The sequence below is a fragment of the Mesorhizobium sp. B2-4-14 genome, from assembly GCF_006442155.1.
Lineage (GTDB): Bacteria > Pseudomonadota > Alphaproteobacteria > Rhizobiales > Rhizobiaceae > Mesorhizobium.
On sequence record NZ_VFVA01000009.1, the window covers coordinates 132,281 to 156,069 of the forward strand.

Genomic DNA, 23,789 nt, shown 5'->3' on the forward strand with positions numbered 1-23,789 from the left:
GATGCCGACCTATCGTCCCGGACCCGTCTCGCTCGTCATCGCCGCCTTCGTGGCGCTGTTTCTGCTGATGCCGCTGCTGGCTGTCATCCCGGTGTCGCTGACGCCAAGCCGCATGCTGGCGATGCCGACGGGTGAACTGTCGCTGCGTCACTACCGCTCGCTGATCGAGGATCCGCGCTGGATCGACTCGATCCTGCTCTCTATCCGGATCGGCGTGGTCAGCAGCGCTTTCTCCACCGTGTTGGCGCTATGCTTCAGTCTCGGCGTCTGGATGTTCCAGCCGCGCTTCACGGCAGCGCTCGTCGGCTTCGTGCTGCTGCCCATGGTGGTGCCGCCAGTGGTCTCGGCGATCACGCTCTACTTCCTGTTGACCTCGATCTCCGGTTTCAGCTCGTTCTTCGGCTATGATACCTGGCTTGGCGTCGCCATGGCGCACTCGGTGATGACGGTGCCTTTCGCCACCGTGCTGATGCTGGTGTCGCTCAGTCAACTGGACAGGCGCATCGACTTAGCCGCTCGGGGCCTCGGTGCCACCGTGTGGGAGCGCGCCACCCGCGTCATCATGCCCAACATCAAGTTCGGCATCATCACCGCGGCGTTGCTGTCCTTCGTGCTCTCCTGGGAAGAGATCGGCGTCACCTTGTTCATCACTTCGGTCAACGCCATAACGCTGCCCAGGCTGATGTGGATGGGCCTGCGCGACAATATCGACCCGGCGATCGCTGCATTGTCCGTGATCCTGATCATCATCACCGTGCTGGTGCTTGCGGTGCGCAGCTTCATCGTCAGGCTACGCACGCGCTGACGGGTGTGCCGGCGAAGTCGTATTTTCGAGATCATCGGCATTCATGATCACGGTGACGAATCGCCATCGCCTTCGCGTGGCGAACCGCTATATCTGGCAAGGCATGCAGACATGGACAGGCTTCGGAAAAGCATTGTCGATGGCGCAACGATTTGAGGAAAAGGACGATGACCGCGCCCGGCGATTTGCAGCAGGCCCTGTTTCTGAGACTGAAAAGCGATGCATCGCTGTCGGCGTTGCTGGGCGGTGCCGGTCTGCTCGAACGGGCGGCCGACAACGCCGCTTTCCCGTATGTGACCTGTGGCCAGACCAGTGCCTTCGACTGGGATACGGGCGTCGAAAACAACGACGATCAGTTGATCACGCTGCATGTCTGGTCGAAAGCTCATGGCGATGCCGAAACGCTTGCCATCATGGACGCCATCAAGGCACGCCTTGCCGACGCGGTGCTGGTGATAGGCCCTCGCGGCCAGACACGGCTGTCGCTTGAGTTCACCGAAGCCCGCTATGACGAGGAGCTCCTTGTGCATCACGGGCTGCTGCGGTTTCGGGCGCTGACGCAGGAAAATGCCTGAGGCGCTTTCAATATGACTGAAACGGAGTCTAGACTGGCGTTTCCGTGATTTTGTCGGGTTGGGGCGTCCAAATCGCGATCGGTCGTCGCGCGTTTCAGGGGTGTAGCGGACATGGTTTTTGTATCGATCACCGTTCATTTCACGTTCAGCACCGAAGCGTTACAACGCCGGTCATGAAAACGCTCCGCTCCCATTTCCGAACCGCGACCCTGGCGCTTTGTGCCGCCGGGATGTTTGCGTCGCAGGCGATGGCGGTGCCGGCCATCGCGCCCGACCAGGCCACCCCGATCGTCCTGGCAGCGTCGGATTGCTACGCGATCGGCCTGCAGGTGGCCTCGCAGAATGGCGGAACGCTGGCCAAGGCCTCGCAGTCGACACGTGGTGGCCAACCGGTCTGCGTCATCGTCGTGCTGGTGCCTGGCAAGGACGGACAGCGACCGCGCCGTTCCGAGATTGTCGTTCCGCAGAACTGACCCCGCCGTTTCCCAGGCCGCGGGAATCGGCCTATATCTGAGCCGAATACTTCAACAGGTATCGATCTCCGCATGCGCGTACTGGTCGTCGAGGATGACAAGGATCTCAACCGGCAGATAGCGGACGCGCTGGTCGACGCCGGCTATGTCGTCGACCGTGCCTTCGACGGCGAGGAAGGTCATTTCCTCGGCGATACCGAACCTTACGACGCCGTCGTACTCGATATCGGCCTGCCGCAGATGGACGGCATCAGCGTCGTCGAGCGCTGGCGTCGCGGCGGCCGCAAGATGCCGGTGCTGATCCTGACCGCGCGCGACCGTTGGAGCGACAAGGTCTCCGGCATCGACGCCGGCGCCGACGACTATGTCACCAAGCCGTTCCATATCGAGGAGGTGCTGGCGAGGGTCAGGGCCTTGATCCGCCGCGCCGCGGGCCACGCCTCGTCCGAACTGACATGCGGGCCGCTGCGCCTCGACACCAAGGCCTCGAAGGCCGATGTCGACGGGGTGCCGCTGAAGCTGACCTCGCATGAATTCCGCCTGCTTGCCTATCTGATGCACCATATGGGCGAAGTCGTATCGCGGACCGAACTGGTCGAACATCTCTATGATCAGGATTTCGACCGCGATTCCAACACCATCGAAGTCTTTGTCGGGCGGTTGCGCAAGAAGATGGGCATCGACATGATCGAAACCGTACGCGGTATGGGCTACCGCATGCGTGAGCCGGAGGCGTAACTCGGAACCGCTCAAACCAACCGCAAGGACGCCGCTTTCGCTGCGTTTGTGGCCGCGTTCGCTGACGTTCCGCGTGATCGCCTTTTCCACCGTGTGGGCGATCCTGACCCTTGTCGTCATCTTCACCCTGATCACCACGCTCTATCGCCAGGCCAGCGAACGCGGTTTTGACAGCCTGCTTTCGGCGCATCTGTTCAACCTGATCGGCTCCGTCGGTGTTTCCGACACCGGCGCTCTCACCGGCGCTCCCGACCTCGGCGACCTCAGGTTCTCGGAGCCGAATTCGGGCTGGTACTGGTCGGTCGAGCCCGCTTCGGAAGGCGTGCATGGCGACCTTCATTCGTCCTCGATGACCACATCGATCCCGTCGCCGAGCGTTGCTGAAGTGCCGTTCAACGCCAGCTTCCAGCGCAGCTATGCGGCCGAAGGCATCGACGGCGAGCAACTGGTGGTGTTCGAGAGCGAGTTCGTCCTCGATGCGAAGAACCGCGCCGCGCGCTTCCGCGTCATGGGCAACAAGACCGAACTGGAGCAGGAGATAAGCACCTTCCAGCGCCGCTTGCTGACCTATCTCAGCCTGTTCGGCATCGGCATGATCGCCATCAACGCAATCGCCATCCTGCTCGGCCTGCAACCGCTACGCAGAGTCCGCAACGCCCTTGCCATGGTGCGCGAGGGCACCGCGCAGAGGCTTGACGGCCGCTTCCCGGCCGAGATCGAACCATTAGCCAACGAAACCAATGCCTTGATCGAAAACAACAAACGCATTGTCGAGCGTTCGCGAACCCAGGTCGGCAATCTCGCCCACTCGCTGAAGACGCCGCTCGCGGTGCTGCTCAACGAAGGCCGCGCGCTTGGCGGCGCCAAGGGACAATTGATCACCGAGCAGGCCGCTTCCATGCAGATGCAGGTCGACCATTACCTGCAGCGCGCCCGCGTCGCGGCGCAACGCGACAGCGTCGTCTATCGCACGCCGGTGGCGCCGCTGGTGCAGCGCATAGTGCGGGTTCTGCAGAAGCTCAACCCGCGGACCAGCCTGTCGCTGTCGCTGCCGGCCACCGAGATCGTCTTTGCCGGCGAGCGCGAGGACCTCGAGGAACTGCTCGGCAATCTTCTCGAAAATGCGATGAAATGGGCGAAGAATGCCGTCGCGGTCTCGGTCGTGCCCTTGGTCAGCAAGGATGAGAGCCTGTTCGAGATCAGCATCGAGGATGACGGGCCGGGCATCCCCGAGGACAAGGCGCGCGAAGCCCTGAAGCGGGGACGCCGCCTCGATGAGACAAAGCCCGGGACAGGTCTGGGCCTCGCCATTGTCGCCGACCTTGTGAACGAGTATGGCGGCGTCCTGGCGCTGGAACGGTCCGGCATGGGCGGATTGAAGGCGGCGGTGCGATTGCGGAGCCTTCAGTGATGCTTTCCATGGCCAATCGACACCGATGGGCGGCGCATGGTATGGCGGCGTATCGATTGATCCCGGAGTGGCCGGCAGTGGCCAAATTTCCGACAAATATCAACGCTATGGCCACGCCCACTTCTCCGATGACGCGGCCCCCGGCGCATCCATGGCAGGCTCCAACTCAAGAGAACCGGTTGTTGGCATGAAGATTCGCGTCGCGCTTGTTTCCGCACTGCTGGCCGTATCCGGCTGCACCACCTTGAGCAGCAAGGGTCCTACTGTCGCGCCGACGCCAGCCTCGACGCCTCCGTCGGCCGGCAAGGTCACCAAGTCGATCATTTCGGCGATGGGCGGCGGCCTCGTCGGCGGGTCGATCGGCAATAGCCTCAGCGACGCGGAGAAGCGCAGCGCGCTGGAGGCAGAATACAAGGCGCTCGAATACACGACGAGCGGTCAGAAGGTGACGTGGAAGGGTGATCAGGCTTCGCATTATGGGGAGGTGGTTCCAGCCCAACCCTATCGGGTCGGCTCGCAGGACTGCCGCCAGTACACGCAGACCGTCTTCACCGGCGGAGCGGGCGTCACGGCCCACGGAACAGCATGCCGCAATGCCGACGGCAGCTGGACACCGCTGACCTGATATCCCGACCGGCCCCGGTGGGAAGCCGGCCGGTTGATGTCGATCAAGGACATTCGGCGCGCTTGCCGTCAAAGCGTCGCAGGATGTCTGTGTTGGCAGGGCACGGCTCTGCCGTTATTGGAAGAACCATGCTGTTCTGGGTCATAGCTGCAATACTGACGCTGGGTGCGAGCCTGGCGGTGCTGCTGCCGCTGGCCGGCGGGTCCAGGGGCGCGTCGTCGAGCGGCGACCACGATCTGGAAGTCTATCGCGATCAATTGTCCGAGCTTGACCGCGACGCCGCGCGTGGCTTGATCCAGCCGGCGGAAGCGGCCGAAGCGCGCGCCGAGATCGCGCGCCGCATCCTTCGCCTCGACAGTGCGGATCGAGCCGGCAAGACATCAGACAGGCAGACGTCCGTCACGGCAAGGCTGATCGCGACCATGGCCGTGCTGGCGGTGCCGCTGGTCAGCTGGGGTCTTTACAGCCAGATCGGTTCGCCCGACCTGCCATCGCAGCCGCTCGGCGAGCGGCTGACCAAGAATCCGGCCGACAGTTCGGTCGACGAATTGGTGGCACGGGCCGAAGCCCACCTTGCCGCCAATCCTTCCGATGGCAGGGGATGGGAGGTTCTGGCCCCGGTCTATCTGCGCATGCAGCGCTTTTCCGACGCGGTGGCCGCCTACCGCAACGCCATCCGCCTCGACGGCGACAGCGCCGTCCGCCAGGCCGGCCTTGGCGAGGCAGTCGCCGGTGCAGCCGGTGGCGTTGTTTCCGCCGATGCCCAGGATGCCTTCGAGGCGGCGCTGAAGCTCGATCCGGCCAATGCGAAGGCCCGCTTCTATCTCGCCATGGCTTTGGCGCAGGAGGGGCGCAACAAGGAGGCGATCACGGCTTGGCAGGCGATGCTGGGCACGTTGCCACCGGATTCGCCATGGCGCGGCGCGGTCGAACAGGCACTGGCCAAATCCGGCACGCCTGAAGTTGCTTCCAGCGCCGCCGCGAAAGGCCCTGATGCCGCGGAGATCGACGCCGCGTCCTCCATGTCGCCGCAGGATCGGGAAGCGATGATCAACACGATGGTCGCAAGCCTCGACGAGAAATTGCGTCAAAATCCGCGTGACGCGGAAGGATGGATGCGGCTCGCTCGTTCCTACGTTGTGCTGGGCAAGGCCGATCAGGCGCGCGATGCTCTGGGGCGCGCCATCGCCGTCTTTGGCGCCGGCAGTGACGAGGCCAAGAAATTCACCGCCTTTGCCGCGTCGCTCGGCCTGACGGCGACGGAGTAGAACGTGTCATGACACGCAAGCAGAAACGATTGTCGGTCATCTTGGGAGGATTGGCTTTCCTGGCCGCCGCCACGGGACTGACCTTCTACGCGCTTGGCCAGAAGGCCTCCTATTTCTACATGCCGGCCGATCTCACCACCGCCAGCGTCCAGCCCGGCCAGCGCATCAGGCTGGGGGGGCTGGTCGAAAAAGGCACGATCCAGCGCGGGCAGGGCGCGACCGTCGCCTTTTCAGTCACCGACACGCATAGATCGGTCAAGGTCACCTATACCGGCATCCTGCCTGACCTCTTCCGTGAAGAGCAGGGCGTCATCACCGAGGGCACCTTCGGTCCGGATGGCGTATTCGTTGCCGATAGCGTTCTGGCCAAGCATGATGAGCGTTACATGCCCAAGGAAGTTGCCGACGGCCTCAAGGCCAAAGGTGTGTGGCAGGAGAGCAAGAGTGAGTAGCTCCGGCAGCAGAGCAAGAGTGAACTGCGCGCATGGTTGAAACCGGACATTTCGCCCTGGTCCTGGCGTTTGCGCTTTCCTTGGTGCAGACGATCGTGCCGCTCTTTGGCGCGCGCCTGAACAACCAGCGCCTGATGGCCGTCGGCGGCCCCGTCGCGGTGACCGGCTTTGCGCTGACGGCGCTGTCCTTCGCAGCATTTGCGAGTGCCTACGCGAACTCCGATTTCTCGGTGGCGAACGTCTGGGAAAACTCGCATTCGCTGCAGCCGCTGATCTACAAGATCACCGGAACCTGGGGCAATCACGAAGGCTCGATGCTGCTCTGGGTGCTGATCCTGACCTTCTTCGGCGCGCTTGTCGCAGCTTTCGGCTCGAATCTGCCAGCCACGCTGCGCGCCAACGTGCTTGCCGTTCAGGGCGCGATCGGTGCCGCCTTCTTCCTCTTCATCCTGGTCACGTCCAATCCTTTCATCCGGCTGAATCCAGCGCCGATCGAGGGTCGCGACCTCAACCCGGTCCTGCAGGATCTCGGCCTCGCCATCCATCCGCCGCTGCTCTATCTCGGCTATGTCGGTTTCTCGATCTGCTTTTCCTTCTCGGTCGCTGCCCTCATCGAGGGCCGCATCGACGCCTCCTGGGCGCGTTGGGTGCGGCCGTGGACGCTGGTCGCCTGGATGTTCCTGACCGGCGGCATCGCCATGGGATCATACTGGGCCTATTACGAACTCGGCTGGGGCGGCTTCTGGTTCTGGGATCCGGTCGAGAACGCCTCTTTCATGCCGTGGCTAGCGGGCACCGCGCTTTTGCATTCGGCCATCGTCATGGAAAAGCGCTCGGCCTTGAAGATCTGGACGCTGCTGCTCGCCATCCTCACCTTCTCGCTGTCGCTGCTCGGCACGTTCCTGGTGCGTTCGGGCGTGCTCACTTCAGTGCATGCCTTTGCCACCGATCCGACGCGTGGCGTCTTCATCCTGTGTATCCTGACGCTGTTCATCGGCGGCTCGCTGGCGCTGTTTGCGCTGCGTGCCTCGAGGTTGACGGCCGGCGGCCTGTTCCACCCGATCTCGCGCGAAGGCGCGCTCGTGCTCAACAATCTATTCCTGACCACGGCGACCGCCACCGTGCTGGTCGGCACGCTCTATCCGCTGGCATTGGAGGCACTCACAGGCGACAAGATCTCGGTCGGCGCGCCGTTCTTCGATCTGACTTTCGGCCCATTGATGCTGCCGCTTCTGGTCCTCGTGCCGCTCGGGCCGCTGCTGGCCTGGAAGCGCGGCGACGTCATCGCCGCGTCGCAGCGCCTGATGGCCGCCTTCGCCCTGGCGCTGGCGGCGATGCTGGTCACCGGTCTGTTCATCGACGGGGCGTCGGTATTCGCCGCACTCGGCATCGGTCTTGCCGTCTGGCTGGTCGCCGGCGCGCTCACCGACCTTGCCGTCAAGTCGGGCGTTGGATCGGTTGCCCCGGCCGTTATGGTCAGGCGCCTCGCCGGCCTGCCGCGCTCGGTGTTCGGCACGGCATTGGCCCATCTCGGCCTCGGCCTGACTTTGCTCGGCATCGTCGCCACGCTCTCCTTCGGTACCGAGAAGATCCTGACGATGCGTGCCGGCGAGACCGTGGAATTGTCAGGCCATACGCTGCGTTTCGTCGGGCTTTATCCGGCGCAGGGGCCAAACTACAGCGAGGATCGCGGCCGTTTCGAACTGATCGGCATCAGTGGCAGCGCTGTCGGCGAAATCAGTTCCGCCAAGCGTTTCTACCCGGTCCGGCAGACGACGACGACCGAGTCCGGCATCAAGACGCTCGGTCTTTCCCAGCTCTACATCTCGCTCGGCGACGAAGGCAAGGACGGTTCGGTCGTGGTGCGCCTGTGGTGGAAACCGCTGGTGACGCTGATCTGGGGCGGCGGCCTGATGATGATGGCGGGTGCGGGCATGTCGCTGATGGACAGACGCCTGCGCGTCGGCGCGCCCTCGCGGCGTCGCAAGCAGGCGGTGGCGCCGGCGGGCCTGCCATGAAGCCCAGGCTTTCCCTGACCTCGATTGTCCTGCTGCTGGCACTGCTCTTCGCCGGTGCCGCGCACGCGGTGAAGCCCGACGAGATGCTGGCCGATCCGGCGCTCGAGACGAGGGCCCGGGCTCTGTCGGAAGGCCTGCGCTGCATGGTCTGCCAGAACCAGTCGATCGATGAGTCCGATGCAGACCTTGCCCGCGACCTGCGCATCCTGGTGCGCCAGCGCCTCGTCGCCGGCGATAGCGACCAGCAGGTGATGGACTATGTGGTTTCGCGCTACGGCGAGTTCGTGCTGTTGAAGCCTCGCTTCGACCTGCGCAACGCGCTGCTTTGGGGCACGCCTGTTCTTTTGCTCCTGGTGGGCGGCATGTTTATCGCGCTGAACGCCCGCTCGCGTCGGAAGCTGGCGACAAAATCCCTCTCGGCCGACGAACAGGCAGCGCTGGACGCGATCCTGCGCCGCGACTGACAGGCAAGGTCGTCTGGCCGCCAGGCAGCCCGCCAACATTACCAAAGTTTCATGCGTCGGAAATGGCGTTGTAATGTGCGCCGCTCTAATTCTCCTTCTTGAGGATGCCGATCAAGGCGCGTCCCTTTGAAAGAGGATGAAAGACCCATGAATATTGCCCCCAATTCATATTCCCGCACCCGCAAGCGTCTTCTGGCTGCCGTCGCGTCCGTTGCGGTTGCCGGCGCGATCGGCGTTGGCGCGCTGACCAGCGGAACGAGCCCTGTTCTGGCCGACGCGGTGCGCGTCGAGGCCCCGCAGGTTCCGAGCTTCGCCGATGTCGTGGAGCGCGTTTCGCCCGCCGTGGTCAGCGTCAAGGTCAAGGCGAAGGTGCAGTCGACTGCGGACGACGGCTCCGACGGTCAGGACGGTTTCGACAATCTTCCCAACAATCCGCAACTGCGCCGCTTCTTCAAGGAGTTCCGCGGCTTTGGCGACCAGGGTGGTCAGAACGACGAAGGGCACCGCCGCTTCGGGCACCGCAACAATGACCAACCGCGTCCGGTGGCTCAGGGTTCCGGCTTCTTCATCTCCGAGGACGGCTATCTCGTCACCAACAACCACGTCGTCGAAGAGGGCACCGCTTTCACCGTGGTGACCAATGACGGCAAGGAACTCGACGCCAAGCTGATCGGCACCGATCCGCGCACCGATCTCGCAGTGCTCAAGGTCGAAGGCGGCGGCAAGTTCACCTATGTCGACTTCGCCGACGATGCCAAGGTTCGCGTCGGCGACTGGGTCGTGGCCGTCGGCAATCCGTTCGGTCTCGGTGGCACCGTCACCGCCGGCATCGTGTCGGCGCGCGGCCGTGACATCGGCGCCGGCCCCTACGACGATTTCCTCCAGATCGATGCCTCGGTCAACCGCGGCAATTCGGGTGGTCCGACCTTCAATCTCAACGGCCAGGTGGTCGGCATCAACACGGCTATCTTCTCGCCCTCCGGCGGCAGCGTCGGCATCGCCTTCGACATTCCCGCCTCGACCGCCAAGCAGGTCGTCGACGATCTGATGAAGAGCGGCACCGTGCAACGCGGCTGGCTTGGTGTCGAGATCCAGCCGGTCACGTCGGACATCGCCGAATCGCTCGGCCTGAAATCCAACAATGGCGCCTTGGTGTCCAGCGCCCAGGACAATGGCCCCGGCAAGAAGGCCGGCATTGCCGCTGGTGACGTCATCACCCAGGTCGACGGCAAGGACGTTGCGTCGCCGAAGGAACTGGCCCGCCTGATCGGTGCCTATTCGCCGGGCAAGTCTGTCGATGTCACCGTGTGGCGCGACGGCAAGAGCCAGACGGTCAAGGTCGATCTCGGCAAGCTGCCGGCCACCGACAAGCAAGCTTCGAACGACCAGCAGCAGCAGCCCGCCGCTCCGGCAAAGCCCGACACGCTGGCCGATCTCGGCCTGACCGTCACCAAGTCGGAAAACGGCAAGGGTTTGGTGGTGACCGACGTCGATCCAAACAGCGATGCCGCTGACCGCGGCATCCAGCCTGGCGACGTCATCACCGCGGTCAACTCGACCGAAGTGAACGGTACCGAGGACGTCAGCAAGGCGATGACCGAAGCGGTGAAATCCGGACGCAAGGCGGTGCTGATGCAGATCACCCGTGACGACAACAACCGCTTCGTCGCGCTGCCGGTCGCCAAGGGCTGAAAACGACTTTTCCAATGCGGCGGTTTCAACACCCCCGAGCCACCGCATGGGAAAGCATGGAGCCGGGTACGTAGTCAGTCATCGTGCTCTCCTCCAGCGGCAGCGGGCTTCCCATCGCCCGCTGCCGCGCCCATTGTCAGCTTTTCGGAAGCGTGCCGCCGCGCCCGATCCGCTAGCGCGTGACTTTGGAGCAAGACGTCCGGGATTTGGCATATCGGGGGACTTGGCATGTCCGGCGTAACGACGCCGGACAACAAGGATTTCATTGCGCGCCCCTGGGTCGTCTTGATCTCGATGCGCTTAGGCAAAGGCTGAATGCACATGCCGGCTACTCAACCTTCCAGCGAAATCGCGTATAACGATCCTATGAAGATTCTCGTCATAGAAGATGATCGGGAGGCTGCGGATTATCTGCAGAAAGCCTTTACCGAAGCCGGTCATACGGTGCATGTCGCCGGTGACGGCGAGACCGGCTTCGCGCTTGCCGACGCCGGCGATTATGACGTGATGGTCATCGACCGGATGATGCCGCGTCGTGACGGCCTTTCGGTCATCGCCGGGCTGCGCTCAAGGGGCAACACCACGCCGGTGCTGATCCTGTCGGCGCTGGGAGAGGTCGATGACAGGGTCACCGGCTTGCGCGCCGGCGGCGACGATTATCTGACCAAGCCCTATGCATTCTCCGAACTTCTGGCCCGCGTCGAGGTGCTGAACCGCCGCGCCAGCGCCAAGGAGGCCGAAACTGTCTACCGGGTGGGCGACCTTGAACTCGACCGGCTGTCGCATTCGGTCCGCCGGGCGGCGCGTGAGATCACGCTGCAGCCGCGCGAATTCCGCCTGCTCGAATATCTGATGCGCCATGCCGGCCAGGTGGTGACGCGCACCATGCTGCTCGAAAATGTCTGGGATTACCATTTCGATCCGCAGACCAATGTCATCGACGTTCATGTGTCGCGGCTACGGGGCAAGATTGAAAAAGGCTTCGACAAGCCCATCCTGCATACGGTTCGCGGCGCAGGCTACATGCTGAAGGGCGGCTAGGCGGCAGCATGGCCCTTTCCGTGCCCGCCATCATGAAGACGACGGCCGCGCGGCTTTCGGCGCTCTATCTTCTGCTGTTCGCGCTTTGCGCCGTGCTGCTCGTTTTCTACATGACCTCACTGTCGGCACGCATGCTGACGACGCAGACGCAGGAGACCATCAACGACGAAGTGCTTGGTCTCGCCCGCGCGTATCAGCGCGGTGGTCTGCCGGTACTGGTGCGCGTGGTCGAGGCACGCTCCCGACAGCCCGGCGCCAACCTCTATCTGATCGCCGACGCCAATGGCCAGATACTGACCGGCAATGTGCAGAGCCTGGAACCGGGGGTGATCGACACCGAAGGCTGGACAACCCAGCCCTTCTCCTACAAGCGCTTCGGCGAAGGCGAGCTCGACCGCCTGCGCAGCGGAACGTCCGATCAGACGACGTCTCCTTCAACCGGCGAGAACGCGGCGCCGCAGACCGAAGGCGAGAAAGGTCATAACGCCATCGCGCTGGTGCTACGGCTGCCCAATCAGATGATCATGCTGGTTGGCCGCGATCTTGGCGAACCGGAGCGCTTTCGCGCCGTCATCCGCCGCGCGCTGACGTTGGCGCTTGGCATGATGGGCCTGGGCGGCATCTTGATCTGGTTCTTTGTCGGCCGCACCGCGCTGAAGCGCATCGACGGTGTTTCGGAGGCCAGCCGCCGCATCATGGGCGGTGATCTCTCCGGCCGGCTGCCGGTGACCGGGGCCGGCGACGAGTTCGACAGGCTTTCGGAAAACCTCAACGCCATGCTGGCCAGGATCGCCACGCTCAACGAGGGCCTGAAGCAGGTATCCGATAATATCGCGCATGATTTGAAGACGCCGCTGACCCGGCTGCGCAACAGGGCCGAAGCAACACTTTCCAGCAAGAACAAGCCTGCCGATTATCGCCAGGCGCTGGAAGGCACCATCACCGAGTCCGACCAACTCATAAAGACCTTCAATGCCATCCTGATGATCTCCAGGTTGGAGGCGGGCTATTCTTCGGAGCACACCAACCGCGTCGATCTGGCGGCGGCGGTGCGCGATGTCGTCGAACTCTACGAACCGGTGGCGGAGGAGGCCGGCGTTTCCCTCGAAGCCGAGGTGAACGGCGCCTTTGTCGTCAACGGCAATCGCGAACTGATCGGCCAGGCGCTGTCCAACGTCGTCGACAACGCGATCAAATATTCGACCGACTCGACGTCCAAGCCGGCGGTCCGTGTGACGCTCGAGCGCACGCATGGCGAAATCAGGCTTTGTGTCGCCGACAACGGGCAGGGCATTCCGGATGACGCCGATCGAGCCCGGGTGACCGAACGTTTCGTGCGGCTGGAGAAGAGCCGCTCGCAGCCCGGCTCCGGCCTCGGCCTGAGCCTCGCCAAGGCGGTCATGACATTCCACTCTGGAAGGCTTGATCTTCTGTCTGGAAATCCGGGACTGTCCGTGGTCATGAGTTTCCCCGCACGGGAGGATCACTGATGGCTGCGGTTGCGAAACGGAGGCTCACGGACTTGCTGCTGAAGCCGTCGATTGGGCTTGTCCCTCTCGACGAAGGCCGGGCCCGACAGGAACTGGCCGAAGTTGCCGCCGTGGCACGCGAAGAAGGGCTGGCGCGGCTGGCCGGGTTTCTGGGCGGCATCGGGGAGGGCCAGGCTTTTCTGGCCGCTGTCTTCGACCTCTCGCCATTCCTGCGCGATACGGCGCGACGCCGGCCGCAGATCCTGGACGGTCTGTTCGACCAGCCGATCGAGGCTCGCCTGAAAGCGATCACCACGGCGATCGATCAGGCGCCGCTGGCCGAGGCGGTTTCCGAATCCAGCCTGATGATGGCGCTGCGCCAATGCAAGGCTGAGGCGCATTTCCTGATCGCGCTCGCCGATCTCTCAGGTGAAGCCGAAACGTCGCTGACGGTGCGGCGGCTGAGCGATCTTGCCGAAGCTTGCACCCGTGCGGCGGTGGACTTCCTGCTGCGGGACGTGCATGCCCAGGGCAAGCTCAAGCTGCCGGACCTCGGCAACCCGTCGCAGCAGTCCGGCTGGATCCTGCTCGGCATGGGCAAGCTCGGCGCGCATGAGCTGAATTTCTCCTCCGACATCGATCTCGTCGTTTTCTTCGATCCTGAAGCGGCCGCCGTGGTCGATCCGCTCGACGCCACGGAGCTGTTTTCGCGCCTGACGCGACGGCTGGTGCGCATTCTGCAGGACCGCACAGAGCACGGCTATGTCTTCCGCACGGATCTCAGGCTGCGCCCGGATCCGGGTTCGACTCCGCTCGCGATCCCCGTTGAAGCCGCGCTGCGTTACTACGAAGCACGCGGCCAGAACTGGGAACGTGCCGCCATGATCAAGGCCCGTCCGGTGGCCGGCGATCTGGCCGCGGGCGCTGCCTTTCTCAAGGAGTTGCAGCCCTACATCTGGCGCAAATACATGGATTACGCTGCGATTGCCGACGTCCATTCGATCAAGCGCCAGATCCACGCCCACAAGGGCCATGGCGAGATCGCCGTGAAGGGTCACAACGTCAAGCTCGGCCGCGGTGGCATCCGCGAGATCGAGTTCTTCGTCCAGACCCAGCAGCTCATCGCCGGCGGCCGGTTCCCGGAACTGCGTGGCCGTGAGACCGTGCCGATGCTCGGCCAGCTTGCCGCGCGCAGCTGGATCACCGCCGATGCGCGTGACGCGCTTGCCCGCCAATACTGGTTCCTGCGCCGCGTCGAGCACGCCGTCCAGATGGTGGCGGACGAGCAGACGCACACGCTGCCCGAAGACGATGAAGGGCTGGAGCGGATAGCCCGCATGCTGGGCTTTGCCGATGCGGCCGGATTTGCCGGAGCGTTCCGCGCCTCTCTGCAGCAGGTCGAACGCCACTATGCGGCGCTGTTCGAGACCGCGCCGGAGCTTTCGGCGGGCATCGGCAATCTGGTCTTCACCGGCGACGTGGACGACCCCGATACACTGCGCACCTTGCACGGCCTCGGCTTCCAGCGGCCGAGTGACATCTGCCGTGTCATCCGCGGATGGCATTTCGGGCGCTATCGCGTCACCCAGTCGGCCGAGGCGCGTGAGCGGCTGACGGAACTGACACCGGCCTTGCTCAAGGCCTTCGGCCAGACGCGTCGCGCGGACGAGGCATTGGTCCGCTTCGACGAGTTCCTTGCCGGCCTGCCAGCCGGCATCCAGCTGTTTTCTCTGCTGCAGTCCAATCCGGCCTTGCTCAAGCTGATGGCGACAATCATGGGCGCCGCGCCCCGGCTGGCGGCGATCATCACGCGCCGGCCTCACGTCTTCGACGGCCTGCTCGACCCCGCCCTCCTGACCGAGCTCCCCGACCGTGCCTATCTTTCGGCGCGGCTGTCCGCCTTCCTCGAAGGCGACAGGGCCTATGAGGAGGTGCTCGACCGGCTGCGCATCTTTGCCTCGGAGCAAAAGTTCCTGATCGGTGTGCGGCTGCTTGCCGGCTCGATCGATCCGGCCCGGGCCGGCCGCGCCTTTTCCGATCTCGCGGACCTCACCATCGAGGCAGCCCTGCGGGCGGTCATCGCCGAATTCGCGGTGCACCACGGCACGATCGCCGGCGGCGTGGTTGCGCTGCTCGGCATGGGCAAGCTCGGCAGCCGCGAATTGACCGCGGGGTCGGATGTCGACCTCATCCTGCTTTACGACCACGATGCGGATGCTGACGAATCGGACGGGGAAAGGCCGCTGGCCCCCTCGCACTACTACACCCGAATGACGCAGAGGCTCATTTCCGCCGTCTCAGCGCCGACGGCCGAGGGAGTGCTCTACGAACTCGACCTGCGGCTGCGGCCGTCGGGCAACAAGGGGCCCGTGGCCACCCATATCGATTCCTTCAAGAAATACCAGCGCCAGGAAGCCTGGACCTGGGAGCACATGGCGCTATCGCGGGCGCGCGCCATTGCCGGCGATGCCGGCCTGTGCGCCGAGCTCGAAGCGGAAGTCGCCGCCGTGCTTGGCCAGCCGCGCGACGCGGCAAAGGTGAAGGCCGAGGCCTGGGATATGCGGGCCATGATCGAGACGGAGAAGCCGCCGCGCGACCTCTGGGACATCAAGCTGATCCCCGGAGGACTGATCGATCTCGAATTCATCGCCCAGGTGGCTGTCATCACCGGGCAGGTCGAGGCCGGGCCGCGTGCGACCGGCACAGCCGAGATACTGGCCCGGTTGGCACCTCGCTTCGCCGATGATGCCGGGGTCAGGCAAGAACTCGGCGATGCGTACAGCCTCTATCTGGCGCTGACCCAGATGACGCGGCTGTGCCTCACTGGGGCCTTCGAGCGGGACGACGTTCCGCCGGGGCTGTCGGATCTGCTTCTGGCGGTCACCGACCTGCCGGATTTCGGTGTGCTGGAAGCACACCTCAAAGAGACGTCGCAAAAGGTCAGAAAGGACTTTGACCTTTTGCTTCGTGCCGGACGACCGTGACGAGAGGTTTTCCGGGCCGCATCGGGGGTGACGATGCAACAGGAGAAGACCATGAAAAAGTCAACCAAGCTTGCCCTTGCCTTCGTAGCTCTGGCCGGAGCCGTCGCCACCACGGCCTACGCGGAAAACAATGCCAGCGCAAAAATGCGCGAAGGCATGATGGCGCGCCTCGACAAGGCAATGAGTGATTCAGGTGGCGCCATCACCTTCGACCAGTTTTCCAACGTGATGGACGCGCGACTGAAGAAGCTCGTTGCCGATAATGGCGGCAAGCTGACCGTTGCCCAGCTCGCGGACGCGCTGGAGAAGGCGCGTTTCGAGCGGATGGCCAGGCGCATCATCGCTCGCTACGACACCAAGGGCGACGGTACTCTGACCGCCGATGACATCGCCGGTCGCCAGAAGAAGGTGTTCGCCCTGCTCGACAAGAACAATGATGGCAAGATCGATAAGAGCGAACTGCCGAAGGGCGGCCGCTTCGGCCGTCACCACCGATGGGATGACCAAGGCAACGACGGCATGCAGTGAAACTGTCTGACGCAGGCTTCGGTAGTATCATCCGAAGCCTGTCGTTCAGGCCGCTGCCTTGACCGTTGGCGGTGCCTTCTTCACCGGGATGCGCACGGAAACGATCGTGCCGACACCTTCGGTCGAACGGATTTTCAGCGCGCCGCCCTGGAGTTCGGCTAGCGAGCGCGAGATGGCGAGGCCGAGCCCCGATCCGGCATGGTTCTTGGAGAACTGGTTCTGCACCTGTTCGAAGGGTCGTCCAAGCTTGCCGAGCGCCTCCTTCGGGATGCCGCAGCCATTATCCTCGATGGTCAGCACCAGCGCGCCTGATGTGTTGCGGGCCCTGACCGATATGTGGCCGCCTTGGCCGGTGAATTTCACCGCATTGGACAGGAGGTTGATGACGATCTGCTTGATGGCGCGGCGATCGGCGAACAAGGTCAACGCGTCGGCGATGCGTGTCTCCACGGTGATCGCCTTTTCTGCCGCCTGCAGCGAGACGACACGTACCGTCTCGCTGATCAACGGCCCGAGGTCGATCTGTTCCTGGTCCAGCGAGAACTGGCCGGCCTCGATCTTGGACATGTCGAGGATGTCGTTGATGACACCGAGCAGATATTTGCCGCTGCTGTTGATGTCGGTGGCGTACTCCTCGTAGCGCTCCGAGCCCAGCGGGCCGAACAGGCCCTGTTCCATCAGTTCGGAGAAGCCGATGATGGCGTTGAGAGGCGTGCGCAATTCATGTGACATGTTGGCCAGGAATTCGGATTTGGCCCGGTTCGCCGCTTCGGCGCGCTCGGTTTCCTTCATGTATTTTCGGTTGAGGTCGACCAGTTCGCGCGCCCGTTCCTCTTCGGCCCGGCGAGCGAGGCTCAGATCATGGATCGTTGCCATCAGCCGACGCTCGCTGTCGACCAGCTTCTCCTGGTGCAGCTTGATCTGGGTGATGTCGGACCCGACCGAGACGGTGCCGCCGTCCCGGGTCCTGAGCTCGTTGACCTGCAGCCAGCGGCCATCTGACAGCTGCCGCTCGAACGTGGCGCCGCCTTGCGAACCATTGGTATTGGCAAGCCGGCGCTCGGACGCAAAGGCCAGCATCCGCTCTTCCAGCGACACGCGCGTCACACCAGGCATCACGTCGCGATCCGAGAGCCCGTTGTCCTGCTGGTATTTGGAGTTGCACATGATCAGGCGCTGGGCCGAATCCCACAGCACGAAGGATTCGTTGATGTTCTCAATGGCGGTCCTGAGACGAAGGTCGGCCGCCTCCGAGCGCAGCGCCAGATGGCGCTGCTCGGTGACGTCGACGGCGATGCCGATCAGCTGGATCTCCGGAGCTTCGGGGTCCATGACTTGCGCCCGGGCGCGCATCCACACCCATTGACCATCGGCGTGGCGCATCCGGAACACCTGGTCGATGTGATCGATTTCGCGGGCGACAATCCTGTTGGCAAGCTCGAACAGGTCACCATCCTCGGGGTGGATGATCTCGTCGACCTCGCCGAAGGACAGCATCGTCTCGCAGGGCTCGTAGCCCAGCATGTCGTACATCGAGCGTGACCAATACATCTTGCCGCGCACCATGTCCCAGTCCCACAGGCCGCAGCGGCCGCGAACCAGCGCCATGTCGATGCGCTGATGCGCTTCGAGATAAATACGGTCGGCTGCCTGCGCGCGCGCCGCCTGTCCGAAATAGGCATAGAGGATGACGATCAGCACGCCTGCCGTCAGCACGAACAGGGTGACGTTCAGCGAGACGGTCTTGCGCCATGTGTCGAAAACCGCTTCCTGCGGCACGAGAGCCGCAGCAGCGCCCTTCCTGTCCTTGGCCAGGCTGACCGCGGCATACCAGTCCTGCCCGCCGATGTTGACCTCCATGACGCCGGCACGGTCGCCGAACATGAACAGAGGCTGCCCGCCCTGGACGAGGCCGTCGAGCGAATGGCCTTGCCAGGGTATCGAGCGCGGCGTCACCGCGGTGATCTTGAAGGCGCTGTCGGTGATGACGAGCACATGGCTGCGGCCCATGGCGCCCTGACGGCTGGTGGTCTCCAGCAGGTCCTGGATGGCGCCGGGTACGGTATCCGAGGTGGCGGCGAGGGAACTGGCGAGCTGTGCCGCCGCCAGCGTGAGGACCGCCTTGGCGTCACGCTCGACATCGTCTCGCTCGTTCATCAGCGACAGGACACGTAGCGCCGCGATGACGACCAGGAAGATGATGATGAGGGCCGGTATCGAGCGGCGCAGCAACGGCTCGGCGGCCAGAAGCCGCTTGTAGGTCGGTTCGGCGATGAGCCGCGTATTCCCGGCAAGGCCGTCGCTTCGCGTTTCGCGCCGCGCAAAAGCCATCCCTCCGGGCGCGCCCCACGCGTCCGCCTTCGCCATAAATGGCACTCCCCGATTTCAGTATGCCCGCATTTCTATGTGCTGGTGATCCGGCAAACACCGCACTTCCGAATCGCCATTAAAGAATCAAAGGTGATTCGCCTTGTCCAGTGGCCCGGCGAAAAAAGATTAAAATTTGATTGAAATATTGGCTTCTGGACGTACGGCGCCTCCGCCTTCTCCCATGGGAGAAGGCTGGGAAGTGGCTACGCCAGCGTGCGCTCGACGATATCCCTCAGATCGGCTGACAGGTTTTCGGCTCCCGCGATCGCAAGCAGTGCCTCTCTCGCCTTGACCTGCCGGCCCGGCTCGAGTGAACGCCACGATCTCAGTGCCGTCGCCAGCCTTGCCGCCACTTGCGGGTTGCGCTTTTCGACCTCGAGCACTGTTTGTACGAAGAACCGGTAGCCTTCGCCGTCAGGGCGATGGAAGCCGGTCTGATTGGCGCCGGAGAATGTACCGATCAACGAGCGGACCCGATTCGGATTGCTCATCGAGAAGGCCGGATGAGCGGTCAGGACGCGAACCGTGTCCACCGCCTGGGGCCCCGGCACGCTGGCCTGGATCTGGAACCATTTGTCCATGACCAGCGGGTCAGCGGCATACTTCTTTTCGAAGGCCGCCAGCGCTGTATTAGCCTCCGGCGAAGCGTGGTGACGATGCGCGAGCACCGTCAAGGCGGCCGCACGATCGGTCATGTTGCTAGCGGACTGAAAATGCACGACGGCAAGGGCCGCGCCACCTGGCAACAGTGAGAGATAGTCCAAAAGGATGTTGCGCAGGGCGCGCCGGCCAGCACTTGTCGCGTCAGGACTGAACGCGGCCTTGTCCGCAAGGCGGTCATACAGCGGGGCGAAGAGTTCCCGATTGGCTGTGGCGATGGCGAGCGCAAGGGCCTGTCGAGCCGCGTGGATGGCGTCTGGATCAATGTTCTTGCCGATGTCGCGGGCAATGTCGGCATCGGCGGGCAGCGCCAGAGCCAAGGCCCGGTAGGCGGGCTCCAGCGTCTCGTCGCCGGCGATGCTGCCGGCAAGTTCGGTCAGCCGTGGTGCGAACTCGGGCTGCTTGCCGCCGAGGGTTTCACGGAAGGCAACGATCAGCGCGTCGGTGAGCAGCGTGTTGAACGCCTGCCAGCGCGAGAAGGCATCACTGTCATGACGGGCAAGGAAGAACTGGTCATCGGCCTTCTGCTCGACCGCGAGCGTCACCGGCGCCGAAAATCCGCGGTTGAGCGACACCGCCGGGCGTTCGGCAACGCCTGAGAAGCGCACCAGATGTCGGCGCTTGCGGACATGGATGACGCCGTCCTCAACGCTGGCGCCCTCGACGCCGCTATACGTGACAGGCTCGCCGCCGGCGCCAATCAGGCCGAAGGCGAGAGGGATATGCATCAGCCGCTTGCGGCTTTCCGAAGGTGTTGGCGGCACCGACTGCTCGATCTCGAGCGTGAATTCCTGCGCCGCCGGATTGTGCGTCGAACTGACCGTAAGGTTTGGCGTGCCCGCCTGATGGTACCAGAGCGCGAACTGCGACAGGTCGCGGCCCGACGCCCCTTCGAACACCTTGATGAAATCCTCGATTGTCGCGGCTTCGCCGTCATGCCGTTCGAAATAGAGGTCCATGCCGGCGCGAAAGGCCTCGGCACCGAGAATGGTGCGGATCATGCGCACCACTTCGGAGCCCTTTTCGTAGACGGTCGCCGTGTAGAAATTGTTGATCTCGCGGTAGCGGCGCGGCCGCACCGGATGCGCCAGCGGGCCCTGATCCTCGGGAAACTGGTGCGCACGCAGCGTGCGCACTTCGGCGATGCGCTTGACCGCGCGCGAGCGCTGGTCGGCGGAGAACTCATGGTCGCGGAAGACCGTCAGCCCTTCCTTCAGGCAAAGCTGGAACCAGTCGCGGCAAGTGATTCTGTTGCCTGTCCAATTGTGAAAATACTCATGCGCGATGATCGCCTCGATATTGGCGAAATCGGCATCCGTCGCGGTCTCCTGGTCGGCCAGCACATATTTGTCGTTAAAGATGTTGAGGCCCTTGTTCTCCATTGCGCCCATATTGAAATCGGATACGGCGACGATGTTGAAGACGTCGAGGTCGTATTCCCGTCCAAACGCCTCTTCGTCCCATTGCATCGACCGCTTCAGCGCGTCCATCGCATAGCCGGCAAGCTTCTCCTTGCCGGGCTCGACATAGATGCCGAGTTCGACCTTGCGGCCCGACATCGTGACGAAACTGTCGGCGACCTTGCCGAGATTACCGGCCACCAGTGCGAACAGGTAGGACGGCTTGGGGAAGGGATCGTGCCAGATGGCATAGTGCCGGCCGTCGCCGAGGTCGCCCTTGTCGACCGGGTTGCCGTTGGACAGAAGTAGCGGCGCCTCGTCGCGCAGCGCTTCGATCCGCACGGTGTAGACGGACAGGATATCGGGGCGATCGAGGAAATAGGTGATGCGGCGAAAGCCCTCGGCCTCGCATTGCGTGCAATAGACGTTGTTCGAGCGGTAGAGACCCATCAGGGCTTCATTGCCGGCCGGCGCCACTTCTGTTGCGATCAGCAACCGGAAGCGGCCCGCTGCCGGTGGCTTGAGAATGGTCAACTGGTCGGGGCCGACCAACAGATCCGCCGGCTTCGCTTTCTTGCCGTCGATCTCGATGCGTTTGAGCGTCAGCCCGTCGCCGTCGAGCACCAGCGGCGCCGACGCGGCAACGCCCGCCCGACGCTCGATCGTCAATATTGCGGTGACGATCGTGGCCTGGGGCGAAAGACGGAATTCAAGGTTCGTTTCCGGAATGAGGTAGTCGCTGGGGCGATAGTCTTCCAGTTTGAAGACCTGGCCTGTGTCAGTGCGCATTCCCTGGCTTTTCCTGTCTTTCCGGGGACCAGACATGGTCTGACTGGTCCAAAAAATTCGAAGCCCGCGCTCTTTACACGAAACAGTCCTTCGACAAAACTGTGAGAAGGCCGATTTCCAGGCGCTCCTTCCCAACCATCACGAGGCAGTCATGACCGTCGGGCCGAAAATCGGGACGGGCGGACAACGCGGGGACGGATCTGAGCAATGATCAAGGACGCATCGATAGCGTGACATCAGGAGTGAGGGCGCAAGCAGAGACCACCGGCGGCCACGGCACATCGAGGGGCATCGCGCTGAAGATCGTCTCCGTGGCGGTTTTCGTCGGCATGCAAACCTGCATCAAGGCCGTCGGCGACGTGCCCGCGGGCCAGATCGTCTTCTTCCGCTCCTTCTTCGCCATCTTCCCGATCATTGCTTTTCTGGCATTCAAGAGACAGCTGTCCACGGCATTCGTCACCAAACGACCTTTCAACCATGTCACGCGCGGCATCGTTGGCGTCGGCGCCATGGGACTTGGCTTCTTCGCGCTGACCAGGCTGCCGCTGCCGGAGGCGATCACCTTGAACTATGCGCAGCCGCTGCTGGTCGTGGTGTTCTCCTCGATCTTCCTCGGCGAGACGATCCGCGTCTATCGCTGGAGCGCCGTTGCCGTTGGTCTTATTGGCGTGCTCATCATTTCGTGGCCGGAACTGACCCTGCTCAACTCGGGCGAGGGGCTCGACGATCAGGAGGTCCTGGGCGTGGTGGCCGTGCTGGTGGCCGCGGCCATCTCGGCTGTCGCCATGCTGCTCGTGCGCAATCTCGTGCAGACCGAGAAGACGGCGACCATTGTGCTATGGTTCTCCTCGACGGCGAGCGTGCTCTCGCTGCTGACGCTGCCTTTCGGCTGGCAATCGCTGACGCAAATGCAAGCCGCGCTCCTCGTGCTGGCCGGGTTTTGCGGCGGCCTCGGTCAGATCCTGATGACGGCGGCTTACCGGCATGCCGAAGCGTCGGTCGTGGCGCCCTTCGAATACACCTCGATGATCCTCGGCGTCGTCGTCGGTTATTTCGTTTTCGGCGATGTGACCTCGCTCAGCACCCTGGTCGGTGGTGTGATCGTGGTGGCCGCCGGTATCTTCATCATCTGGCGTGAGCGTCAACTCGGCCTGGAACGCACGAGGACGCGAAAGGCGGCCTTGCCGCAAGGCTGATCACGACCGTTCGGCCCGTTCCTTCGTCAGCCGCACCAGCACCGCTCGTGTCTGTTCGTCCGCCGGGAAAAAGGATTCGATCGCCAGCTCCGACAAGGTCACGTCGAGCGGTGTGCCGAACACCGTTATGGTGCTGATGAACGACAGCACCTGATCGCCATGGGCAAGTCTGAGCGGATGCGCGATGGCATTCGGCTCGACGGGCGCCGGCCGGCTGCCCATGAGGCCGGAAGGGTAGCCACGCAATTCGCGCTCCAACTCGATCAGAACCGGGTCGTCGGTGGCATCGTTCTGGTGCTTCAGGCGCTGGAGCAGATGCGTGCGCCATTCCTGGAGGTTGACGATGCGCGGCGCGATGCCGCCAGGGTGAAGGCTGAGGCGAAGCACGTTGACAGGTGGTGCCAGCAAGGAAGCCTCGCTGACATCGGCGAGCAAGGGCGCAATCGCGGCATTCGCCGAAACCAGGTTCCAGTGCCGGTCGACAGCGAGCGCCGGAAAAGGCTCGTGCCCCTTGAGCACGATCTCGACCGCCGCCATCGCCGGTGCCAGCGTCGCGTCGCTGAGCGGCCGTTCGCTGAAGCTGGGCGCGAAGCCCGCCGCCAGCAGCAATTGGTTGCGTTGCCGAAGTGGAATCGAGAGCTGCTCGGCAAGATGCAGCACCATGTCGCGCGAGGGCGCGGCGCGTCCGCTCTCGACGAAGCTCAGATGCCGCTGCGAAATCTCGGCCTCCGTGGCGAGGTCGAGTTGGCTCATGCGGCGGCGCGTACGCCATTCCCGGATCAGACTGCCGGCGGAGGGCTGGGCTGTTGTCATGGAGGGATGGTTAGGCCG

General features: G+C 63.6%; 19 protein-coding genes. 16 read left to right on the forward strand and 3 right to left on the reverse strand.

The annotated features are described in order from the left end of the window. The first annotated feature begins 1 nt into the window (after window position 1). The 15 genes from FJ938_RS10985 (at window position 2) to FJ938_RS11055 (ending at window position 16,543) form a co-directional block, all read left to right on the forward strand. Window positions 2-805 carry an ABC transporter permease gene (locus tag FJ938_RS10985; RefSeq protein WP_140611209.1) on the forward strand — a complete coding sequence of 268 codons (804 nt, stop codon included), beginning with the start codon at window positions 2-4 and terminating at the stop codon, window positions 803-805. A gap of 167 nt (window positions 806-972) precedes the next feature. Next, a complete protein-coding gene (locus FJ938_RS10990) occupies window positions 973-1,380 on the forward strand; it encodes a DUF3168 domain-containing protein (protein WP_140693582.1) in 408 nt (135 codons plus the stop codon). A 173-nt stretch (window positions 1,381-1,553) separates the two neighbouring features. Continuing rightward, window positions 1,554-1,853: a hypothetical protein gene (locus FJ938_RS10995; protein WP_140693585.1), complete on the forward strand. Its 300-nt coding sequence runs from the start codon at window positions 1,554-1,556 to the stop codon at window positions 1,851-1,853. Window positions 1,854-1,925: 72 nt separating this feature from the next. After that, entirely contained in the window at window positions 1,926-2,591 is a 666-nt protein-coding gene (locus tag FJ938_RS11000; RefSeq protein ID WP_056563567.1) for a response regulator transcription factor, read from the forward strand. Next, window positions 2,575-4,002, forward strand: a complete 1,428-nt coding sequence (locus FJ938_RS11005; RefSeq protein WP_140693588.1) for an ATP-binding protein — start codon at window positions 2,575-2,577, stop codon at window positions 4,000-4,002. Before FJ938_RS11000 ends, FJ938_RS11005 begins: the two co-directional genes overlap by 17 nt. A 187-nt stretch (window positions 4,003-4,189) precedes the next feature. Continuing rightward, window positions 4,190-4,627 (forward strand): hypothetical protein, encoded by a 438-nt coding sequence (locus FJ938_RS11010; protein WP_140693591.1) that lies wholly within the window; start codon window positions 4,190-4,192, stop codon window positions 4,625-4,627. Between the two features lie 128 nt (window positions 4,628-4,755). Further along, window positions 4,756-5,895 (forward strand): c-type cytochrome biogenesis protein CcmI, encoded by a 1,140-nt coding sequence (gene ccmI, locus FJ938_RS11015; RefSeq protein WP_140693594.1) that lies wholly within the window; start codon window positions 4,756-4,758, stop codon window positions 5,893-5,895. Window positions 5,896-5,903: 8 nt separating this feature from the next. Then, complete coding sequence (gene ccmE, locus FJ938_RS11020; protein ID WP_140693596.1) at window positions 5,904-6,347, forward strand: cytochrome c maturation protein CcmE; 444 nt, start codon at window positions 5,904-5,906, stop codon at window positions 6,345-6,347. Between the two features lie 32 nt (window positions 6,348-6,379). Then, window positions 6,380-8,365 (forward strand): heme lyase CcmF/NrfE family subunit, encoded by a 1,986-nt coding sequence (locus FJ938_RS11025; RefSeq protein ID WP_140693599.1) that lies wholly within the window; start codon window positions 6,380-6,382, stop codon window positions 8,363-8,365. Continuing rightward, window positions 8,362-8,829, forward strand: a complete 468-nt coding sequence (locus FJ938_RS11030; RefSeq protein WP_140611192.1) for a cytochrome c-type biogenesis protein — start codon at window positions 8,362-8,364, stop codon at window positions 8,827-8,829. Before FJ938_RS11025 ends, FJ938_RS11030 begins: the two co-directional genes overlap by 4 nt. A 147-nt stretch (window positions 8,830-8,976) precedes the next feature. Continuing rightward, window positions 8,977-10,521, forward strand: coding sequence for a Do family serine endopeptidase (locus FJ938_RS11035; protein WP_140693602.1), 1,545 nt, complete (start codon window positions 8,977-8,979; stop codon window positions 10,519-10,521). A 366-nt stretch (window positions 10,522-10,887) separates the two neighbouring features. Then, complete coding sequence (locus tag FJ938_RS11040) at window positions 10,888-11,562, forward strand: response regulator transcription factor (RefSeq protein ID WP_181169060.1); 675 nt, start codon at window positions 10,888-10,890, stop codon at window positions 11,560-11,562. An 8-nt stretch (window positions 11,563-11,570) separates the two neighbouring features. After that, on the forward strand, window positions 11,571-13,052 hold the full coding sequence (locus FJ938_RS11045) for a HAMP domain-containing sensor histidine kinase (RefSeq protein WP_140693607.1): 1,482 nt from the start codon (window positions 11,571-11,573) through the stop codon (window positions 13,050-13,052). Further along, window positions 13,052-16,015 (forward strand): bifunctional [glutamine synthetase] adenylyltransferase/[glutamine synthetase]-adenylyl-L-tyrosine phosphorylase, encoded by a 2,964-nt coding sequence (locus FJ938_RS11050; protein WP_140693609.1) that lies wholly within the window; start codon window positions 13,052-13,054, stop codon window positions 16,013-16,015. The genes FJ938_RS11045 and FJ938_RS11050 overlap by 1 nt, the downstream gene beginning before the upstream one ends. Before the next feature lie 51 nt (window positions 16,016-16,066). Further along, a complete protein-coding gene (locus tag FJ938_RS11055; protein ID WP_140693612.1) occupies window positions 16,067-16,543 on the forward strand; it encodes a hypothetical protein in 477 nt (158 codons plus the stop codon). A 45-nt stretch (window positions 16,544-16,588) separates the two neighbouring features. Here FJ938_RS11055 and FJ938_RS11060 read toward each other — a convergent pair whose 3' ends face one another. After that, window positions 16,589-18,910 (reverse strand): PAS domain-containing sensor histidine kinase, encoded by a 2,322-nt coding sequence (locus FJ938_RS11060; RefSeq protein ID WP_140693614.1) that lies wholly within the window; start codon window positions 18,908-18,910, stop codon window positions 16,589-16,591. Between the two features lie 206 nt (window positions 18,911-19,116). After that, on the reverse strand, window positions 19,117-21,762 hold the full coding sequence (gene pepN, locus FJ938_RS11065) for an aminopeptidase N (RefSeq protein WP_140611178.1): 2,646 nt from the start codon (window positions 21,760-21,762) through the stop codon (window positions 19,117-19,119). 230 nt (window positions 21,763-21,992) lie between these two features. On the opposite strand from pepN, the gene FJ938_RS11070 reads away from it, so the two are divergent. Continuing rightward, window positions 21,993-22,958 (forward strand): DMT family transporter, encoded by a 966-nt coding sequence (locus tag FJ938_RS11070; RefSeq protein ID WP_140611176.1) that lies wholly within the window; start codon window positions 21,993-21,995, stop codon window positions 22,956-22,958. Here the strand turns inward: FJ938_RS11070 and FJ938_RS11075 are convergent, their stop codons facing one another. Further along, entirely contained in the window at window positions 22,959-23,771 is an 813-nt protein-coding gene (locus FJ938_RS11075; protein ID WP_140611174.1) for a helix-turn-helix transcriptional regulator, read from the reverse strand. Window positions 23,772-23,789: the final 18 nt, after the last annotated feature.

What these genes read in the sequence shown, in the direction of transcription:
- FJ938_RS11010 (WP_140693591.1), top strand. Translation starts at nt 4,190, where the DNA reads ATGAAGATTCGCGTCGCGCTTGTTTCCGCACTGCTGGCCGTATCCGGC.
- ccmE (WP_140693596.1), top strand. Translation starts at nt 5,904, where the DNA reads ATGACACGCAAGCAGAAACGATTGTCGGTCATCTTGGGAGGATTGGCT.
- FJ938_RS11050 (WP_140693609.1), top strand. Translation starts at nt 13,052, where the DNA reads ATGGCTGCGGTTGCGAAACGGAGGCTCACGGACTTGCTGCTGAAGCCG.
- FJ938_RS11025 (WP_140693599.1), top strand. Translation starts at nt 6,380, where the DNA reads ATGGTTGAAACCGGACATTTCGCCCTGGTCCTGGCGTTTGCGCTTTCC.
- FJ938_RS11045 (WP_140693607.1), top strand. Translation starts at nt 11,571, where the DNA reads ATGGCCCTTTCCGTGCCCGCCATCATGAAGACGACGGCCGCGCGGCTT.
- FJ938_RS10990 (WP_140693582.1), top strand. Translation starts at nt 973, where the DNA reads ATGACCGCGCCCGGCGATTTGCAGCAGGCCCTGTTTCTGAGACTGAAA.
- FJ938_RS11055 (WP_140693612.1), top strand. Translation starts at nt 16,067, where the DNA reads ATGAAAAAGTCAACCAAGCTTGCCCTTGCCTTCGTAGCTCTGGCCGGA.
- FJ938_RS11075 (WP_140611174.1), bottom strand. Translation starts at nt 23,771, where the DNA reads ATGACAACAGCCCAGCCCTCCGCCGGCAGTCTGATCCGGGAATGGCGT.
- FJ938_RS11030 (WP_140611192.1), top strand. Translation starts at nt 8,362, where the DNA reads ATGAAGCCCAGGCTTTCCCTGACCTCGATTGTCCTGCTGCTGGCACTG.
- FJ938_RS11060 (WP_140693614.1), bottom strand. Translation starts at nt 18,910, where the DNA reads ATGGCGAAGGCGGACGCGTGGGGCGCGCCCGGAGGGATGGCTTTTGCG.
- FJ938_RS11035 (WP_140693602.1), top strand. Translation starts at nt 8,977, where the DNA reads ATGAATATTGCCCCCAATTCATATTCCCGCACCCGCAAGCGTCTTCTG.
- FJ938_RS10995 (WP_140693585.1), top strand. Translation starts at nt 1,554, where the DNA reads ATGAAAACGCTCCGCTCCCATTTCCGAACCGCGACCCTGGCGCTTTGT.
- pepN (WP_140611178.1), bottom strand. Translation starts at nt 21,762, where the DNA reads ATGCGCACTGACACAGGCCAGGTCTTCAAACTGGAAGACTATCGCCCC.
- FJ938_RS11040 (WP_181169060.1), top strand. Translation starts at nt 10,888, where the DNA reads ATGAAGATTCTCGTCATAGAAGATGATCGGGAGGCTGCGGATTATCTG.
- FJ938_RS11000 (WP_056563567.1), top strand. Translation starts at nt 1,926, where the DNA reads ATGCGCGTACTGGTCGTCGAGGATGACAAGGATCTCAACCGGCAGATA.
- FJ938_RS10985 (WP_140611209.1), top strand. Translation starts at nt 2, where the DNA reads ATGCCGACCTATCGTCCCGGACCCGTCTCGCTCGTCATCGCCGCCTTC.
- ccmI (WP_140693594.1), top strand. Translation starts at nt 4,756, where the DNA reads ATGCTGTTCTGGGTCATAGCTGCAATACTGACGCTGGGTGCGAGCCTG.